The 18,075-nt window shown below is 69.1% G+C and carries 12 protein-coding genes; 6 read left to right on the top strand and 6 right to left on the bottom strand.

All coding sequences use genetic code 11. From position 1 onward, the window contains the following. Positions 1 to 118 precede the first annotated feature (118 nt). From OG490_RS00245 to OG490_RS00225, 5 genes are all read right to left on the bottom strand, one after another. Complete coding sequence (locus OG490_RS00245) at positions 119 to 1,015, bottom strand: hypothetical protein (RefSeq protein ID WP_330294230.1); 897 nt, start codon at positions 1,013 to 1,015, stop codon at positions 119 to 121. 286 nt (positions 1,016 to 1,301) lie between these two features. After that, on the bottom strand, positions 1,302 to 1,676 hold the full coding sequence (locus OG490_RS00240; RefSeq protein ID WP_330294229.1) for a hypothetical protein: 375 nt from the start codon (positions 1,674 to 1,676) through the stop codon (positions 1,302 to 1,304). A gap of 10 nt (positions 1,677 to 1,686) precedes the next feature. After that, positions 1,687 to 2,967, bottom strand: a complete 1,281-nt coding sequence (locus OG490_RS00235) for an RHS repeat-associated core domain-containing protein (protein ID WP_330294228.1) — start codon at positions 2,965 to 2,967, stop codon at positions 1,687 to 1,689. A gap of 117 nt (positions 2,968 to 3,084) precedes the next feature. After that, positions 3,085 to 4,011 carry a helix-turn-helix domain-containing protein gene (locus OG490_RS00230; protein ID WP_330294227.1) on the bottom strand — a complete coding sequence of 309 codons (927 nt, stop codon included), beginning with the start codon at positions 4,009 to 4,011 and terminating at the stop codon, positions 3,085 to 3,087. A 129-nt stretch (positions 4,012 to 4,140) separates the two neighbouring features. Continuing rightward, positions 4,141 to 6,258 (bottom strand): M4 family metallopeptidase, encoded by a 2,118-nt coding sequence (locus OG490_RS00225; RefSeq protein WP_330294226.1) that lies wholly within the window; start codon positions 6,256 to 6,258, stop codon positions 4,141 to 4,143. A 1,078-nt stretch (positions 6,259 to 7,336) separates the two neighbouring features. On the opposite strand from OG490_RS00225, the gene OG490_RS00220 reads away from it, so the two are divergent. The 5 genes from OG490_RS00220 to OG490_RS00200 all read left to right on the top strand — a co-directional run bounded on the left by OG490_RS00220 (position 7,337) and on the right by OG490_RS00200 (position 16,232). After that, positions 7,337 to 8,725, top strand: a complete 1,389-nt coding sequence (locus OG490_RS00220; RefSeq protein ID WP_330294225.1) for an acyltransferase domain-containing protein — start codon at positions 7,337 to 7,339, stop codon at positions 8,723 to 8,725. After that, positions 8,722 to 11,724, top strand: a complete 3,003-nt coding sequence (locus OG490_RS00215) for an SDR family oxidoreductase (protein ID WP_330294224.1) — start codon at positions 8,722 to 8,724, stop codon at positions 11,722 to 11,724. The genes OG490_RS00220 and OG490_RS00215 overlap by 4 nt, the downstream gene beginning before the upstream one ends. After that, positions 11,724 to 14,237 carry an SDR family NAD(P)-dependent oxidoreductase gene (locus tag OG490_RS00210; protein WP_330294223.1) on the top strand — a complete coding sequence of 838 codons (2,514 nt, stop codon included), beginning with the start codon at positions 11,724 to 11,726 and terminating at the stop codon, positions 14,235 to 14,237. The genes OG490_RS00215 and OG490_RS00210 overlap by 1 nt, the downstream gene beginning before the upstream one ends. Further along, the gene (locus tag OG490_RS00205) at positions 14,234 to 15,346 is read left to right on the top strand and encodes a thioester reductase domain-containing protein (protein ID WP_330294222.1); all 1,113 of its coding nucleotides are present in this window, start codon (positions 14,234 to 14,236) and stop codon (positions 15,344 to 15,346) included. The genes OG490_RS00210 and OG490_RS00205 overlap by 4 nt, the downstream gene beginning before the upstream one ends. A gap of 331 nt (positions 15,347 to 15,677) precedes the next feature. Continuing rightward, positions 15,678 to 16,232, top strand: coding sequence for an EF-hand domain-containing protein (locus tag OG490_RS00200; RefSeq protein WP_330294221.1), 555 nt, complete (start codon positions 15,678 to 15,680; stop codon positions 16,230 to 16,232). 877 nt (positions 16,233 to 17,109) lie between these two features. On the opposite strand, the gene OG490_RS00195 is transcribed toward OG490_RS00200, so the two are convergent. Continuing rightward, entirely contained in the window at positions 17,110 to 17,316 is a 207-nt protein-coding gene (locus OG490_RS00195) for a cold shock domain-containing protein (protein ID WP_330294220.1), read from the bottom strand. A 615-nt stretch (positions 17,317 to 17,931) separates the two neighbouring features. On the opposite strand from OG490_RS00195, the gene OG490_RS00190 reads away from it, so the two are divergent. Next, entirely contained in the window at positions 17,932 to 18,054 is a 123-nt protein-coding gene (locus OG490_RS00190) for a hypothetical protein (protein ID WP_330294219.1), read from the top strand. The last annotated feature ends 21 nt before the right edge of the window (positions 18,055 to 18,075 follow it).

The raw sequence follows: 18,075 nt of genomic DNA, 5'->3' as shown, positions 1-18,075 counted from the left end.
CGGAGCTCCGGGTCCGTCCGAGGCTGTACGGAGCCGTGCCGCAACAGCCGGGCGACAGGGCGCGAGACCTGGACGGCGGTCGAGGCCGGCCTGACTGATTCGCGACAACTGTCGTTGGTCAGTGAAACTGAGCAGCCGTCAAGGATCTGACCTCGGGTTGTGTAGTTGGGTCTGATGCAGGTTCGGCGCCCAGGCGGCCCTGCGCGTCGGCCTTGAGGTCCAGGCCCTTGCCGTCGAGGCCGAAGGCGAGGGAGGCCAGGCGCGGGTGGGCGGCGGCTTCGCGGGTCTTGACCACGAGGTGCTGGGCGAAGCCGTCCACCTCGGCGGCGATCTTCAGGTCGACTCCGGGGAGCACCTCGGGGTAGAGGGCGGTGGAGCCGGTCAGCCGGGGCGCGGGCAGCGGGTCGGGCCAGCTCAGGGAGAGCGATTTGCCGTCCTTCTCCATGGTGGCGAGCGGGCCGCCCTCGGCGGGGGTGCCGCCGCCGGAGAAGGAGAGGCCGAAGGTGGGGGCGGCCGGTGATATCCGCCCGTCGGAACGGGACTTGAGGGTGGCGTCGGCGGTCCGCCAGGCGCCTTCGGCCTTGGCGAAGGCGGGGCGGACGTACTGGCGCCAGGTGTAGGAGCCGTCGGGGTTGGCGAGCACCTGGGTGAACTCGTCCCGCTTGTCCGCGACCTCGACGGGCTTCCCCGTGTCCTTGGCCTTCCGGGAAGCGGCCGACTCGGCCTCGGAGGCGGGGGTTTGGGTGCCGCCGGCCTCGCCGGGCGCCGGGGTGGCGGCCGCGCCGGGGGGCTGGTCGGGGGCCTGTCCGGGTGTCCGGCCCGCTGCGGCCGCCTCGGCGGCCTCCCGCGCCGCCTCGTCCCCGCCGTGGGCGCTGCCGGCGGCCTTGGCGGCCTGTGCGGGCGGTGCGAGCGCCAGCGGGCTGAGTGCTCCGGCGCCGAGTGCGGCCGCCGTCACCAACGCCGGAAGGCGGCGTCGGCGCCGCCCTCTCCGTACCGCCGCAAGAGGATCCTTCACCGGTCCACCCCATCAATACCTAGGAATTGCATGTGCTTTGCAGACAATAACTTATGGATAAGCGTCAGTTGTGCGACAGTCCGGGGTGTGGCGGATTCTTGTGGAAATGGAACCGTTCGGGTATTGCGGCCTGTCCGGATCGGGACTTCGGGACCGGGTCCGGAGTCCCTCTCATTCATCTTGGCCGGCGCTGATTTCTTCTTCTCGTATCGGAAATGAAATGAGGCCGGCCGGGCCAGGACTGAATGTCCTGGCCCGGCCTGACCCGCGCCTCACCGCGTCGAGATCAGCGGTGCGTGTCGTCCTCCACCGGCATGACCGCCAGCGCGAACAGCACCTGGGTGGCCATCAAGGCCAAGAGCGCCCATCCGCCGGCCGCCGTGAGCACGAACGGCGCCGGCGGCAGCAGCAGAAGCCCCACTGCCCACGCCTTGAACCCGCCCGGGCTCAAGGAGCGCCCGCAGATGTACAGCAGGAGGAGCAGGAAGAGCGACACTCCGCCCACCAGCGGCAGCACCAAGGAGATGAAGCCCCAGTTGTCGCTGTACGCCTCCCAGAACGACTGCCCCGCCTCCGGCGGGATCAACGCGGTGGCGACCGACCATCCGGCCACGAAGACCAGCAGGTATCCGACCACGCAGAGGGGGAAGCCCTTCCTCATGCTCGTCTCCTCAGTTGGGCAGGCACATTCCCGCTCCGTTCGTCCACTGGCGGTTGATCTTCGGACGGTACTTGGGAATGGAGTCCAGGCCGTCCACGTTCCCCATCGAGTCCTGGGCGATGAGCGAGGGCCCTTGGTTACGACGGTACTGGACCACTTCCATGTCCGGATAAGAGTCGCCCCTCCGGTTCACGGTCACCGACGATTCGTTCGCCGCGATGGTCAGGTCCGCGTCGACGGCGAAGAGCGGGAAGAGGCTCTGCACGCCGTGCACACCCAGATCCAGTTTGTCCGAGGTCGAGTGGCGCTGCTCACCCACGGAATTCCAGTTGTAGTTCACGATGTTGTTCCCGCTCATCGTGTTGGCCGAGTAGTCGTTCAGCGTGAGGTCGTTGGCCGGCTTCATCATCGACCCCACCTCAGCCTCCATCGGAGCGCCACCCGTCAGGTAGGAGGGGATGGTGCGCTTTCCGCCCGGGACGGTGTGGGACGGTGAGACCTTGAAGGTCACGTCGCCCGTGGCGGTGTCCCAGAACAGGACCATCCGGTAGCTCTCGAGGCTGGGGTCATCGGAGAAGGTGCGGTTGTCGCCGAGCAGCTGGTAGCCGAGCGCCGGAACCTTCATCGCCTTCTCCGTGTGGATGAAGAACCTCGCCATGATGATTCCGCGGTCCTTGCCCTTTCCGACGTTGAACTTGCCGAACGCGGTCCCGTTCTCGCCCTTCGCCCACATGGCCCGGCTCGCCTTGTAGTAGGAGGTGGCCGCCTGGGCCGCCCGGACCTTCTGGATGACCCGGGTGACGGTCCTGACCATCTCCTTGACCACGTTGAAGAACGCGACCGGGTTGAACCAGAAGTCGCCGCTGGGGTCGCTGGCGGTGACCGGCGTGTTGTTGGCGTAGGCGTAGGCGTTCATCTGCTGCGGGTCGGTGGGGTCCATGACTCCGTCGACCGAGGTGAACCGGCCCTTGTCGGCGTCGTACTCCCGCGCCCCGAGGTGGGTCAGGCCGGTGGCGGCGTCGTTGGTGCCGCCGACGAATCCCTTCTCTCCCGGCCAGGCGCCGGCCTCGGGCCGAGGACCGCGCGCCGTGCCGAACGGGCCGTGGGCCCTGCGCGTGTAGTTCATCGAGAACGCGTCGACCGCGATCTCGTCCGTGCCCTGGTGGTCGCCGAACAGGTAGGACAGGGAGCCGTCGGAGCCCGCCGCGATCGTGGCCTTCTGGGCCGCGTAGTAGCGGATGCCGGTGACGTTCCCGTCCTTCGTGGTCAGCATGAGCTCCTGGCTGTCCATGTAGAGGGTCACCTTGTCCGCGGGCCTTGTCGCCTCACCCCGCGGATGATGCTCCTTGTACCGCTTGGGGCTGGGTCTCGGTCGCGGAGGCCGGACCGTCGGCGCGCTGGTCGGGCTCTAGGTCCATTCCCAGCGGATGCCGTGCGCGCCGGGGCGGGCGTTCAGCTCGGCGAAGTGGGTGGTTCCGCTGGGGCCGATGGGTAGTTCCGACTCGCGAGGGGGTTGACCGGGGTCGGCGTTGAGGTAGCGGTAGCAGCGGACCGGGACGGCGCTGGCGTCGAAGGAGACCTGGAGCATGAGCTGGCGTGCCGGGGTGCGCAGGCCGTACTGGAGGCGCGCGGTGTGCGGCCGGTCGCCGGTGTAGCCGATCTCGAAGGCGAAGACGTAGGTCTGGCCCGCGCTCAGGGGGTAGTCGAAGCGTAGTTCGACGGCCAGGAGCTGGCTGTCGGGGTCGGTGCGGACGCGGGCCGGGCGGCAGTTCTCGGTGCGGACCACCGAGGGGTGGTGCACGCCGTCGCCAGCGGGGTAGAAGAAGCAGACCCAGCGGTCGACGCCGTCGGTCTTGCTGACCACGACCAGCTCCGTGAGGACCGACAGTTCTGTCCGGTCTGCGCCGATCCGGGAGCGCTCGTGGAGGGAGGCGATGCTCAGGCGGTTGTTGCCGTCGAGGTCGATGTCTGTGCAGGGCACCAGCACGGCCGGCTCCAGGCCGAGGACGGTGGGCAGGTCCATCGATGCATGGCTGAGCCAGCGACCCCTTGGGCGGGCCGGGCCGATCAGCGCCGACAGGCCATCCGGGTCGACGCCGAGGCACCCTTCCAGCACCTGCACCGCACGCAGGGACCGGTCGCCCTCGGGGCGGCGGCGGCCGTGGCGCCAGTAGCTCAGCGTCGCCTGGCTGACCTCTGCGCCGCGCTGGGCCAGGCGGCGCTGGAGGGCCTCCAACGGCAGGCCGCTGCGGCGGATGGCGAGGTCGAGGGCCACGTCGAACGGGCCGTCGCGCAGGGCGGCGGCGAGCTGGGCGGGCAGGGCGGCTGCGTCCACAGAGGTCTCCAGGTCGGGAACGACCACAGCATGCGCGGCCGGGACCGGATTCTCAACCATCCGGCCGGAAGCAGGCGGAAGGGCGGGCACCCGCAGTGGATGCCCGCCCCTGATCCCCCTCCTCGCAGGTCAGCTCAGGGTCACCGCCGTGTCGTCGATGACGAAGGAGGTCTGCAGGGATCCGTCCTCGGTTCCCGAGAACTTCAGCGTCACCGTCTGCCCGGCGTACGAGGACAGGTCGATCGTCCGCTGCTGGTACCCGGCGGCCTTGTCCAGGTTCGAGTAGCTGCCGACAGCCGTCGTTCCGGCCGAGACGGTGAGCTTGTCGTACGCGGTGTTGGCGGTCTCGGCGGTGTCGGTGTGCAGCCAGAACGTCAGCGTCGCGTGGCAGCCCGACGGGATCTTGACCTGCTGCGATACGGCCTCGGTGGTGGAGCGGCCGTAGCCGAGCAGCCAGGCGGACCAGGTTCCGGAGCGGGCGGGCTGGCCCTGCGAGGAGTGCTGCCCGATGGCAGAGGTGTTACCCGACCAGCCGGAGGACCCGGACTCGAAGCCGGGGTTGACCAGCTTCTGACCGGAGCAGACGCTCGGCGTCGACGTAGGAGTCGGTGTCGAAGTGGACGTCGGGGTCGGGGTGGGGCTCGGCGTGCTGCCGGAGCAGGTCGGGTCGCCGGTCTGGGCGGGGACGCTCACCGCGTCCCAGGCGGCCTTGACCGTGTTGAACTCCGCGCAGCTGTCGGGGAAGAGGTTCTTGGCGGCCTGCAGGGTCCAGGTCCGGTACTTCAGGTAGTTCGACGTGGACGTCTTGAGCTGGAGGGCACCGTGCATGATCTTGATGGCCTTCTGGAGGCCGATGCCGGTGATCGTGGTGTTGTTGCAGGTGGTGCTGGCCGGCTGTCCGTTGGTCGGCTTGCTGCCCTCGGCGAGCAGGTAGAACCAGTGGTCTCCGGGCCCGGCCGCGGTGTGGACCTCCATGTCGGGGACGCCGCTGGAGTAGCAGTTCGGGTCGTTCTTGTGCTTGGACGGGTCGTACATGTAGCGCAGCGGGCCGTTGCCGAGGATGTCGACCTCCTCGCCTATCTCGTAGTCGCCGGGGTCGCTGCTGTTGCCGGCGAAGAACTCGGTGGCGGTGCCGAAGGTGTCGCCTATGAACTCCATGGTGCCGCCGCCGGAGAAGCCCCCGGAGCCGGAGTGGTCGTCGATGCCGTGACCCATCTCGTGTCCGATGACGTCGAGCGCGCCCGCCCACGCGCCGCTCGGGTTGTGGCCGACGTACACGTATGCCGGGCGGGAGCTGTAGTAGTAAGCGTTCTGTTCGTCCAGCCCGACGTTGATTTTCCAGGCGCCGCCCTGGCCGTCGAAGCTGTCGCGGCCGATCCACTGCGACAGCATCTTGTCGCCGGCCTGTGCGGCGTAGAGCGCGTCGACGCAGCCGGTCTCCTTGTTGGTGGCGGCGCCGTTGCCCCACGTGTCGTCGGGTCCGCTCATCACGGTGTCGTTCGCGTAGTCGCGGCAGGTGAGGTCGGTGATGTTCGGGTCGCGCAACGAGTACGTGCTACCGGATTTGGTGGTGTTCAGCGGAAGGTCCGAGCCGCTCCAGTTGCCGTTGCCGGTGCCCGCGGCGACGTGCTCGACCGAGCGCAGCACGGTGCCGGTGACCGCGTCGACGTAGATGGACCGGCTGCTGCGCTGGCCGTGCTCGTCGACGCCGTCGACGGTGGACTCGTAGGCCAGCCTGCCCGCGCCTTCCGCGACGACGACGAGGCCGCCCGCACGGGCTGCACCCGGCTGGCCGACCTGCTTGCGCGCGATCGCATCGGCCTGCTGCTGGGTGAGCCCGGTGGTTTTGACGTCCACCTGGCCGAGGGCCCGCTCCTGGGCGACGGAGGTGGCCTTGACTGTACCGGTGGCGTCAGTAGCGACCACGAAGTCCCCACCGATCACGCGCAGTCCCTTGTATGTGCGGTCGTAGACGACGTACTGCATGCCTCCGACCGACCGCACGAGGCGCTGGGCGAACTCGTCCTCGGAGCCGGCCCGCACCGCGGCCTTCTGTGTGGCCACCAGGTTCGCTGCGGCGTCGGCCGCGTTGGTACGCGCCTGCGCGGCGGGGATCCCCGATGACGCCGAAGGCCGTCCGGAGGGATCGGGCGAGGGGGCGGCCGGCGCGGCGACAGCGGTCCCGATGACCACTGCGCTCGCGACCACCGCGCCGCCGAACGCGGCCAGCCGTTGAATTGACTTCATGAGGCTCCTTTCCCGGATACAGGCGGGGACCCGGCGCCATCGCGCCGCGCCTGTATCCGGAAATGTGGGGGCGGAGAACGGGAGCCTGTCCTGGAACACGCGGAAGTCTGTTGCCAGTTGGGCGCCCTGTTCGGATGGCTGACCCTAACTCTGCTCCGTACCCCGGGAGTAGATTCATCACGGCTTGAGTTCTTGACACGGTGAATTCTGTCAAAACTGTTGAGAGGATCGGTGGGGCAAGATGGTTTGAGGCTGCTTCAATGAATGCGACGGAGAAAATCTGACCTCCGTATGGGTCGGAAAGGGATTGTTTCTCGGCGCGTTGGAGGCCGGCCTCGGGACGGGTCGCCGGACGTGAGTCTTCACGCTGGAATAGGCGAGTTGCTCGGCCGGGCAGAGCGGAGTGGGTGTCGCAGGATCGGTGCCGGGTCGCACGCCCGCCGGTGTCGGCCGCGCAGGGCCGTGGACCCGGTGTGTCGGTGCGGTCGCTGAACGAGTCTGGCCCGGCGCATTGATGGCTGAGTGTCAGGTTGTGATGCGGAGGGGCAAGCCTGTCCGGGGGCAGCGCCGCACACGCGAGGCCGGAGCAGGCCGCGACCAAGGCGGCGAGCGCTCTGGCCTTGTGCTTGGCTAGGAGCGGGTCTCCGCTGGTGGGGCAGGTTGCCGGTGCGGGCTGTCGCGGGGCCTACGCGGTGCGTTCCAGGAGTAGGGCCATGACCTGGCCGCCGGCGACGACGCTGATCAAGAAGGTGCGGAAGTCGTCGTGGCCGAAGGGCGGCGAGGGCGGGGATGGTTGGCCGGGTGCCCTCGCCGCACCGTAGGGCTCACCCAGGGCGATGGGGCCCCCCGTGGGGGTTCACGCGCTCGGGGTCAAGGCCGAGTTCGATGCAGTAGGCGAGGATCCAGTCGGCACGGGGATCGACGGCCTCCTCCCCGCCAGCAGGGCAGCCACCTGCACCCCGTTCCAAACGGTCGAATCCTGCACCTTGGTTACATCGCACACGCAACTTGTCACCGTGGGCAGTCGTTGTGTGATGGCTAGTGATGTGCGGCCGTCGCGTGAGGAGAGATCGGTACTGTGGGCATCCCCGAGGGCATTGAGACAGTGGTGGGACTTGTACCGGGGCAGGGCAGCTATCGACGCGGATGCCTGGACGCCTTTCGGCAGCGCGAAGACGCGAACGTCGCAGAGGTCTTCGAAACGATCGACACGATCTCCACAGAGTCGTTGGGGCGGAAGGTCACTCCGCTCGTGTTCGGGGCGAATGCGCCCGAAGCCGATGAGCTGCTGACGCGCGATCCGGATGTCCTGCAGTTGGCGACGTTCGGGGTGTCGGTGAGCATCTTTCGGGTGCTCGCCTCGCGTGGCGTGAGGCCGGAGATCCTGCTGGGGCACAGCTTCGGGGAGTTCGCGGCGCTGGTGTGCGGGGGCGCCTACTCCCTTGCTGACGGCGTGCGGATGCTGTGTCACCGGGGTGCGTTGTTGCATGGTTTGGCAGAGGACGGTGTGCTGGGGCCGCCTGGTGGCCGGATGCTGTCGCTGTCCTGCAACAGGGAGCGGGCGGGCCTGGTATTGGATCTGCTCGGTGAGGCAACGCTCACCGTGGCGGTGGAGAACGGCCATGGCCAGACCGTGGTGTCGGGCTCCTCGGACGCTGTCGGCCGGCTGGCCGGTGTCGCCGCAGCACTGGGGATCGATACACGTGTTCTGACCTCTCCCTATCCGTTCCACAACCGTCTGCTGGCTGGGATGGGGTCGCTGTTCGCCGAGAAGGCGGCCGGGCTTCGGCAGCAGCCTTTGGAGATTCCGGTGTTCTCTCCGATCACCGGGCGTTTCTACCGGGACAGCGACAGGCTGGCCGAACTCCTTTCGGCTCATCTGGTGCAGCCTGTGCGGTTCGGATCGGCGATCGGGCAGTTGTCCCGCGGGCGGGCCGCGATTTACCTGGAACTCGGAGGCGGGTCGGCGCTCACCTCTCTGGTCAGTCAGATCAGCTCGAACGCCACCTGCCTGGCCCCGCTGCGCGGCGGTGATGCCGACGTGCGCATCCGCCATGTCGTCGATTTCCTCCGCGGTGGGCGCCAGGACTCCGAACCGGTCGGATTCGATGCCGATGCGGCTGATTCGGTACCGACGGCGCGACGGCCAGCAGAAGTGGCCAAGGGCACGGGAACGAAGCTCCCGGAAGCGGTCGTGCGGGTCGAGTCGGCGGAGCGGGAGGACGTACTGGCCACGCTGCGCGGGATCTTCGCCGAGGCTCTGGAGTACCCCGAGGAGGTCTTCACCGGTGAATCGGAACTCGAGGCGGACCTGGGTATCGACTCGCTCAGGCAGACGGAACTGGTGACCCGGCTGGTGACCCGCTTCGACCTGCCATCGCCCGCGGGCGGAAGCCTCGGTGCCAGGGCGACCGTGGACTCCGTGGTGGACCTCATTGTCACCGAGCTGAGCCGGAGCAGCCGGTGACGGGGCCCGGTCTGGCGGGGCGGGTCGCGCTGGTCACCGGGGGAGCGGGGCATATCGGATCGGCCATCGTCGAGACGCTGGCGGAGCGTGGTGCGACGGTCCTGGTCAACTGCTTCCATTCGTACGCCCAGGCGAAGTCCCAGGTGGCGTCGCTGTGTGATCGGGGCCTGGTCGCGGAGACGCTCCACGCGTCCGTGGCGAAGGCCGAGCACGTGGAGCGCATGTTCGCGGAGATCAGGAGTCGCCACGGCCGCCTGGACATCCTGGTCAACAATGCCGCGGTCGGCGTCTTCGGTCCGGCCGACGAACTGACCGAAGAGGACTTGGACCGGGTCCTTGCGACGAACATCAAGGGGGCCTTGTGGTGTTCACGGCTGGCCCGGCCGCTGATGGCCGCTGCCGGCGGCGGCGCCATCGTCAACGTGTCCTCGATCGGTGCCGAGCTCGCGCTGGAGGGCTACCTTGCCACGGGGGTCTCCAAGGCGGCTCTGGAGGCGCTGACCCGGTACTTGGCAGCGGAGTACGCGGTGGACCGCATCACCGTGAACACCGTGTCGGCGGGTGCGGTGGAGAGTCCGGCACTGGGAATGTTCCCCAACCCGGAAGCCTTCCGGGACCAGACCCTGTCCGGGACGCCATTGGGCAGGCTCGCCAACGCACAGGACATGGCGGAGGTCGTCGCCTACCTGGTCGGTGACGGTGCCCGGTTCGTCACCGGTCAGCGCATCCTGACCGACGGAGGCTTCACCACCAGCCACCGCTCGGGCGGCCGGGTGCCCGAGCCGTCCGCGCGGCGGCCGGAGACCCCGCTCGTGCCGCACGTCGAGCCCCGATCCGCGGCGCAGCCCGAGAGCCGGGCGGCGGCGCTGTCGAGTTTCAGCGCGGAGGGCGAGGCGGACCCGATCGCGGTAGTGGGCATGGGGCTCGTGGTCCCGGGCGCTTCCTCGCCGGAGGCGTTCTGGGAGGTGCTTCTCAAAGGCGGTGACCTGCTGACGAAACCGCCTGGGCAGTTGTGGCCCGGCCTTCCGGAAGGCGGTAGCTTCACCGATCCGGACCGTGCCGCGGAGGACAAGACCTACCAGGCCGTCTGCGGGTTCATCACCGACTTCGAGCCGCACCACAGGCTCCGGGCCGAGCGCGAGCAGGGTCGGCCCGACGACGGCCGTGTCGGTGACTGGTTGCGTCACAGCCTGCATCAGGCGATGGACGGTGTCGCTCGCAAGCCGTCCGACCGATTCGGTCTCGTCCTGGGAACGACCCCCGAGAGCGGTCAGCGACAGGAAGAGGCGGTGGTGATCGAGGAGATCCGTCGCCTGCTCGTCGCTTCGGAAACCGCCACGGACCGCAAACTGGCACAGAAGCTCGCCGGCCTCGACTGGTCGGTCGACGGCCAGATGACACCGCGGCAACTCGTCGGCGCCGCAGCTGCCGGCATCCTGCCCGCGGAGGCCAGGCTCAGGCTGGTCGACACGGCCTGTTCGTCCTCGCTGTACGCGATCGACCTCGGTATGCGCGAGCTGATGGCCGGGGCCTGCGAGATCGCGGTCTGTGGCGGTGCGTTCGAGGCCACGGCGGGCAACGCGGTGCTGTTCTCCAAGCTCAGCGGGTTGTCTCCCAGCGGTGTGGTGCACGCCCTGGACGAGCGCGCCGACGGTGCTCTGTTCTCGGACGGCGCGGCCGTGGTCGTACTCAAGCGGCTGAGCAGGGCAACGGCCGACGGAGACACGGTCCACGGGATCGTTCGCGCCACGGGTCTTTCGGCCGACGGGCGGGGCAAGGCCATCTATGCCGCGTCCAGTCAGGCGCAGTCCCGAGCGGTGCGCCGCGCACTGACCAAGGGAGCCCTGGAGCCGCAGGACATCGGCTACGTCGTCGCACATGCCACGGGTACGCCCGCCGGTGACCTGTCCGAGCTCACCAGCCTCCAGGAGTGCTACGGGCCGGTCCTGGCCACGTCCAACAAGTCACTGATCGGTCATACCGGCTGGGCGGCGGGTGCGGTATCGGTGATCAACCTGCTGCTGGCGATGCGCCACGCCACCGTGCCTCCCCAGCACCGACATCGCGCGGTGCCGGCCTCGGTGGCCGGTTCGCTGCGCGTGCCGACAGAGGCCACCGCCTGGCCGGAGCGTTCCGGCGGTCCACGGATCGGGGCGGTGTCCGGCTTCGGCTTCGGTGGCACGAACGCCCACCTGGTCATTCAGGAGCACCGCTCGGGCCACCCGGCGCCTGCCCCGCTCGCGTCGCCGAGCATGGAGGACCTGGTCGTGGTCGGCTGGGCCGCCACCGTACCGGGCGCGGCCGATCTCGAGGACGTCGTGCGATGGGCCCGCGAAGGAGGCCCGGCCCGATCCTGGGGGGAGGGCTACCCGCGCCCGCCCGTCACAGAGCTGCGCATGCCGGGCCCCGTGGTGCGGACCATGGACCGCACCCAGTTGGCACTCCTCGAGTGCTTCAGGAGGCTGCCGCAGCCGGTAAGGGAGGCTTGCGAGCGGCACCGGGACACCACCGGTGTGATCATCGGGCACACCGGGCACAGCCGAGGATCGGTGCACTACCGGATGCGTACCTATCTCGACGCGATCGAGCACTCCCTCAAGGCCACGGACCGTCACAGCACCGCCGCCCTCAAGAGGCTCCGGAAGACGGTCACGACGCTGATCCCCGCACCGGTGGCCGAGTCCCACCCCTCGACCATGCCCAACATCGTGGCCTCCCGCCTGTCGAACCATCTCGACCTGCGCGGTCTCAACATCGTTGTCGACGCCGGCGAGGGCTCCCTGATCGAAGCGATCGACACCGGGGCCCTCTACCTGCGCGGCGGCGATCTCAGCCTTGCACTCGTCGGCGCCGCACACGGCAACACCCTGCCCGGATGGGCCGGAGTGACGGGCGGTGACGCGGTCGGCGAAGGCGCGGTGCTCCTCGCCGTCACCACAGAGTCCGTCGCCCGCGCCGAACAACTGCCCATCCTGGCCGTAGCGGAAGTGGACCAGTAATGCCCAGCACCACCCACGCGGGCGCCGAAGGGCTCAGCGAACTCATCGCGTTTCTCAGCGGCGACGCCCCCGAACTGCGTCTTCACAGGCAGCCCGACCCCCAGCGGCCGCCCCACCGGCTGACCCTGCGCCGCGGGGGCAGCCAGGCCCAGCCCGACAAGGTCCGGCGCCACCTCCCGGTCATCATGCCGCAGCCCGGCACCCCCGTACGTGCCGTGCTGCCCATGGCCCCCGGCCGTTGCCGCACCCTGACCGACGACGAAAGCACCTGGACGGGCACGCAAGACGACGCGCGGCACCTGCGGGTCGTCGTCGACCTCGGCCCGGTCCCCTTCCCCGCCGCCGGCGACCATCCGCGCGTCGCGCACCTGCTGCGGTTGCACGAAACCATCGCCCTGGCTGCGCAGCAGATGGCCGCACGCCTGGAATCCTTCGTGATGGTCGTCCTGGGCGGCATCGGCGAAGACCAGGTGCCCCACCCCTTCAGCGGCCTGTTCACCGGTTTCACCCGAGCGCTCGCGGAAGAGTTCCCGACGGCCCTCGTGTTCGTGCTCGTCCACTCCGGCGGCGACGCGGAGGCGGCCTGGCGGGACGCGGAGCGCGAATCGGCGTACGCCCGCTTCCTACCGGACGTTTACCAGGTCGCCGGCAGTCGCATGATCCTCCAGGTCACCGAGGCCGACGCGAAGCCGCACCCGGTACCGCTCAGCCGTGACAGCGTGGTGGTCGCCGCCGGCGGGGCGCGCGGCATCGGTGCCGAGGCACTGATGGCGATCGCACGCCAGCACGCTCCGACGATCCACGTACTCGGGACCACCACACTGGGCGAGGAAGCGCCCGAGGCCTGGTTCGACCGCCGCGAGTTCATCCGCCGGCGCACGACCGGCCCTCAGCGGGTCTCGCCCGGTGCGGCCAACGCCGAGTTCGACCGGATCCTGCGCCGACGCACCGTACGGGAGACGCTTGCCGAGCTGCGCCGCCACTGCGGCCCGGACCGGGTGAGCTACCACCAGTGCGATGTTCGGGACGCCGTCGCAGTACGTGAAGTCGTGACGGCGATCACCGCCGCCGGCCCGGTGGACCTGCTTCTCAACGTCGCCGGGGTACTCCAGCCGGGCAACGTGGAGAAGCTCTCCCTAGACGATTTCCGCACGGTGCGGGACACCAAAGTCCTCGGGTACCTCAACCTGAAGGCAGCCTTCACGGCACGGCCGCCCCGCATGTGGTGCACCTTCGGATCCGTCTCCAGCATCATCGGCCAGCCCGGAGAGACCGCCTACTGTTCGGCGAACGACTTCCTCAGCACCGCCGCCCGCCACCTGGCCGCAACAGGAGAAGCGGAGACGACGATCGGCTTCGGCCTGTGGTCCGAGGCGGGCCGGGCCTCGACCCCCGTCGAGCACGAGTACGTCACCCGCCGGACCGGCCTGACCGGCATGACCACCAGCGAGGGCATCCGCCACCTCACCGCCGAACTCTCCCAGGACGAGCCCGCCCCGCTGCTGCTCGGCCCGGTCGAGCAGGATCACCTCGTCCACGGCGACCGGTCCCGATTCGCCTACAGTCCGAACTTCTACGTCGACGAGGTCGGCGAGCGGCGCAACGACTCGCTGACCGTCTACCGCACCTTCGACCTCGACCGCGACGCCTACCTCAAAGACCACCTGATCCACCGCATCCCGACCCTGCCGGCCCTGGTGATGCTGGAGATGGCCGCCGAAGCCGCCATCCGCCTCTCCCCCCACAAGGTGCCGGTGGGCTTCCAGGACCTGAGCCTGCACGGCTTCCTGCGCGTCTACCGGCCACAACGCCCCGAACACAAACGCGTCGTGGCCACGGTCCGCTCCACCGACGAACACGAGACGACCGTCGACGTGCACATCGCCGGCGACGTGGTCGCCCCCAACGGCCGCCTCCTCATCGCCGGCAAACGGTACTCCTCCATGACCGTCCGACTGCGCGACCGGCCACAGACCGGCCCGCCGGCCGGTCAGCCTGACGGCCCGGACCGCACACGAACAATGATCAACCCCTACCAGGCCGACAACCCGCTCACCCTGCTGTCCGGGGTCTTCGCCAGCTCGGGCCCGCCCCGGCTGCACGCCCAAGGCGCCAGCGCACGCTTCTTCCTCGACCCCGCCCTCGACACCCGGTGGCTCAGGGACTTCGTCGTACCCTCGATCCTGCTCGACGCACTGTGCGGGCTGGTCGCCATCGGCAACACCGTCGAAGAATGGACCCCCGTCATGGTGCCCAGCCGGCTCGCACGCATCGACCTGTACGGCGGACACACCGACGCGTCCCTGACCGGCACACCCGTCGACATGCTCTACACACCCACCACCGACGGCGAAGGCATCGCAATCGCCCCCGACGGCTCGACCATCGCCCGCGTCACCGGACTGTCCGGAGCCGTGCTGGGCCAGTTCCACCAGCAGACCGGGCAGTACCTCACCCCCGACGAATTCGCCGCCACCAGCCGACCCTCCGCAACCACCGGCGCCCTGCGATGACCGATCCACGCAAGAACGACGCCGTGCTCGTCACCGGCGCCACCGGCACCCTCGGCCCCTACCTGTGCGCCGAACTCCTGCGGCAGACCCGGGCAACCGTGTACTGCCTCGTCCGCGGAACGGACCAAGTCCGCGCCCAGGCACGCCTGCGCGCCCGCATGCGCAAGGCCGCCGCCCCGGACCTGGAATCACCTCGCTTGCGCGTCGTGCGAGGCGACCTGACCGAGCACCGTCTCGGCATCACCCCAGCCGAATACGACGCGCTGGCGGAGACGACCAGTGCCGTGTACCACTGCGGCGCCTCCACCAACCTGGCCGCCGGGTACGACGACATCGCCCCCCTCAACATCGGCGGCACACGCGAGGTACTCGGCTTCGCCCGACACCGCAGGACCAAGACCGTCCACCACGTCTCCTCCCTCGGTGTGTTCGCCGAGGCCCACTCCGCCGGCCATCCCGAAGTCGACGAGCAGGACATCCCCTCGGCACCGATGGCCGGCTCCATCGACTACTCCGGCACCAAAATCACCAGCGAACTCGAAGTCCGGCAGGCCGCCACCGACTTGCCGGTCACGATCTACCGCCCCGGACTGATCCTGGGGGACAGCAGGACCGGAGCCACCGACCCCGGGGAACTCTTCACCCGGATCCTCCGCGCGGCGATCACCGTGGGCCTGGCCCCCACCACAGCCGCACAAGCGCCGGTCGCTCCCGTCGACTACGTCGCCCGCGCCCTGGTAGCCCTCTCCCAGCTCCCGGCGACCGGCCGCACCTACCACCTCATCGAGCCGATCCCGCTGATCATCAGTGACCTCTTCACCCACGCCAGGAACTACGGCCACCGTCTCGACCTGTGCGACACCACCTCATGGCGTCGCGCTCTCGACGACAACCAGGCCCACAGTGCGGCCGCCACGATCATCTCCTTCTGGAAATCCGTGCACTACCTCCTCGATACCCCAGCCGACTACCAGGCACCCCACGTTCACAGCCGGGCCACCCGCCGCGCCCTCGCTTCACTCAACATCCCTTGCCCCACCTCCGACCAGGCCTTCTTCACCCGCGTCTTCGACCACCTCACAGCCACCCGAGTCCTCCCCGCCCTATAGCCAACGCGGGCCTGTGCACAGGTAGCCGCTGCCCAAGCGCGAGCCGTAGGAGGCCTCGGCACTTCGGTCAGCGGCCTGCCGTCCGCGCCGGCCGGTTCATCGAGGCATCACGTGTACCGGTTCGGGTGAAAATTTCCTTGGTCCCCTCGCTCCACTCGGCTTTGGGAATTTCGGAGAAACGCAGGTCGGGCGGGCCTCAGATCGCATGTGGGAACGGGCATACGCCCCTGCCGACAGCGTTCGCCCTCCTGCGTTGGCCCCTAACCTGTGCACCGTCCTGACGGACCCGGAATGTGCCGACAGTCCAACCAGCCCACAAGGAGAACCAGTTGTGACCACCACCGCCACTCCCATCCTCACCCGCAAGCTGCAGCACATGTTCAACCTCCTGGATGTCGACCAGGACGGCTACCTCACCATGGCCGACCTGCCCGCCCTCGCAGATGCCCTGGCCGTTCCCTTCGCCGCGCAGCCGGAGAAGATCCAAACCCTGCGCGAGGCACTGCTCCGCATCTGGGAGGCGCACCTGGGGCAGATGGACGAGAACGGCGACGGCCGCCTGGACACAGCCGAATACGAACGCGGCATCCGCGCAGCCACCGCCGAAGACCCCAAGGCCTTCCTCCGCACGATGCACGCCGCCGTTGCCGCCTGGTTCTCCCTCTTCGACACCAACGGCGACGGGCACCTCGACCTCGACGAGTACACCCAGCTCGGACAGGCCATCGGTGGCATCAGCCCACAGGACATGGCGAAGGCCTTCCAGCGCCTCGACCGCGACGGCGACGGCCGCCTGCAGCCCGAGGAGATCCGCGTCGCCGTCATCGAGTTCTTCACCAGCGAAGACCCCGACGCCGACGGCAACTGGCTCTACGGCCCTCTGTAGACCACACAACGCCCCGGCGCATTCGGGGCGTACCCGCCGGGCCGTGCACCCACTGGCCCAGGCCGCCCAGAGGGGGAGAGGAGCGAGCCCTCCTCAACGTCGTATCGGCCGTGCTGGAGTGGCACCCCGGCGGCGAAGTGCGCCCGACCTCGTTGCTGTGGTCGGGTTCAGGGTGGACGGTACGGGCCGGTCTTGTGCCCAGTGCTTACGTCGACGGCCCGGGCGCCGACATGGCAGCCCGGGCCCGTCGGCGTACGCTGCCGGAGCTCCGCCACTTCAGCCGCCTGCTGGGTACCCACGTGACCGAGGGCAGCGCAAGCCATTCTTGTACGTCATCGTCTGTGTGGCCGGGACCGCGGGCGACGTCGGCAAACTGATCGACATCGCGCACGAGTGGAGCCGGGATGCCGGAAGCGCCATTAACCCGGAGGCCTGTCCCTTCTCGATGCCTGCGCGATCGAGAGCCGCATCGGCTCCCCCGTCCGTTCAGACTGACTCGCACCCGGCGAGGCACGGTCCTTCAGCCCGCCGACGCGATCACCGTCGCACCAGCCACCTTCAACAGGGTCCGGGGTGGCGCCTGCTCGGGAGCTCTCGGGTCCTTGGTCTACGGAGCGTGACGCGGGGTGCGTCGTTGATGTCCTTGCCGGGGGTGCCGGTGTGCTGTCGGGTGGAGGTGGAGCGGGAGACTCCGGATCCCGTGCTGGTTCGGTGCTGGTTCAGGCGTCCTGTGTGCGGGAAACCCGCAGGTGGTAGCTCTGATCGGATGAGTTGTCGTACCACTCGATGGTGGTCCCGATGAGGCTGGCGGCGACGATCCGTCTGATTCCGGATGGGGCCTGCAGAGTGCCCGGCAGGCCCGGAAGCTGGCCGGCTGTCAGGTGCGGATTTCCTTGGCGACGAAGCGTCCTTCTCCGAGCGCGAAGACGAAGGTGACCTGCTGGCCGATGGAAAGGCCTCTGTACCCGCCTTCGAGGTCGGCTTCCTCGAAGTAGAGCGGTTCCTTATGGCCCAGGGGGATGAGGAAGCCGTAACCGGCCTGGCGGTTGTAGTGCTGGATAAACCCGGTGCAGCGCTGGGTCACAGGTCACCGTCTTTCACAGGGTCCAGGACGTCACTGGGTGTGGGGCGCGGGGGTGTACCGCGTTCCTTGCCGGACCTGTGCGGACGTGCTGTGGCCCGCTGGCCCGGTGTGCGGCCGGCAGCGGGGGACCGGCGAGGGAGGGCGCGTGACGGGGCAGGATCCTGGGGCGGGAATCCGTCCTGCTTCGATGCTGTCCAGCGGGAAGTGAATCGTTTCCCCATGATGGGGTATCGCCGCACCGCCCGCCCAATACACCCCAAACCACCCAGGGGAGTGGTCCGGGATCGCGGGGTGCGCTGAGGCCCATGACGGCGCACGGTCCAGAGGGCGGGAGCGCAACGCACGCGGCGGTGTCTTGTGTGCTTCAGCAGGAGAGGACCCCGCCGGGGCGCCGGGCGAGCCGCCGGGGCCGAGCGGACCGTCCTGTACGGGTTGGCAGAACTGTCCGGCCGTCAGTACCGCCGGTCATGCAGTTCTTACTGCAGCGGACCCCTCGTACCATGCGCCAGATCTTGAGGGCGGCCATGGCCTGGTCGCAGACGCAGCGGTCGGGCAAGACGCTCCTCGTCGGACCATGCCTCGTCGTCCCCGACTTCGTCCGCACCGTGCCATACGGTGCGCCGAGCCGTCCACAGGCGCCGGCAGGGCAAGGAGGCGGAGCTCGGCGAGCACTCCGTGGGGCTGGCGTGGGCCCTGGGCGCGGGTGCGGCTGCGCCCGGTCCGCACACCGGGGTGTAGGGCCCGCAGCTTTCCCTCCGA

The sequence above is a fragment of the Streptomyces sp. NBC_00503 genome (assembly GCF_036346895.1).
Classification (GTDB): Bacteria; Actinomycetota; Actinomycetes; order Streptomycetales; family Streptomycetaceae; genus Streptomyces.
This window is presented reverse-complemented; position numbering and strand designations above follow the sequence as displayed.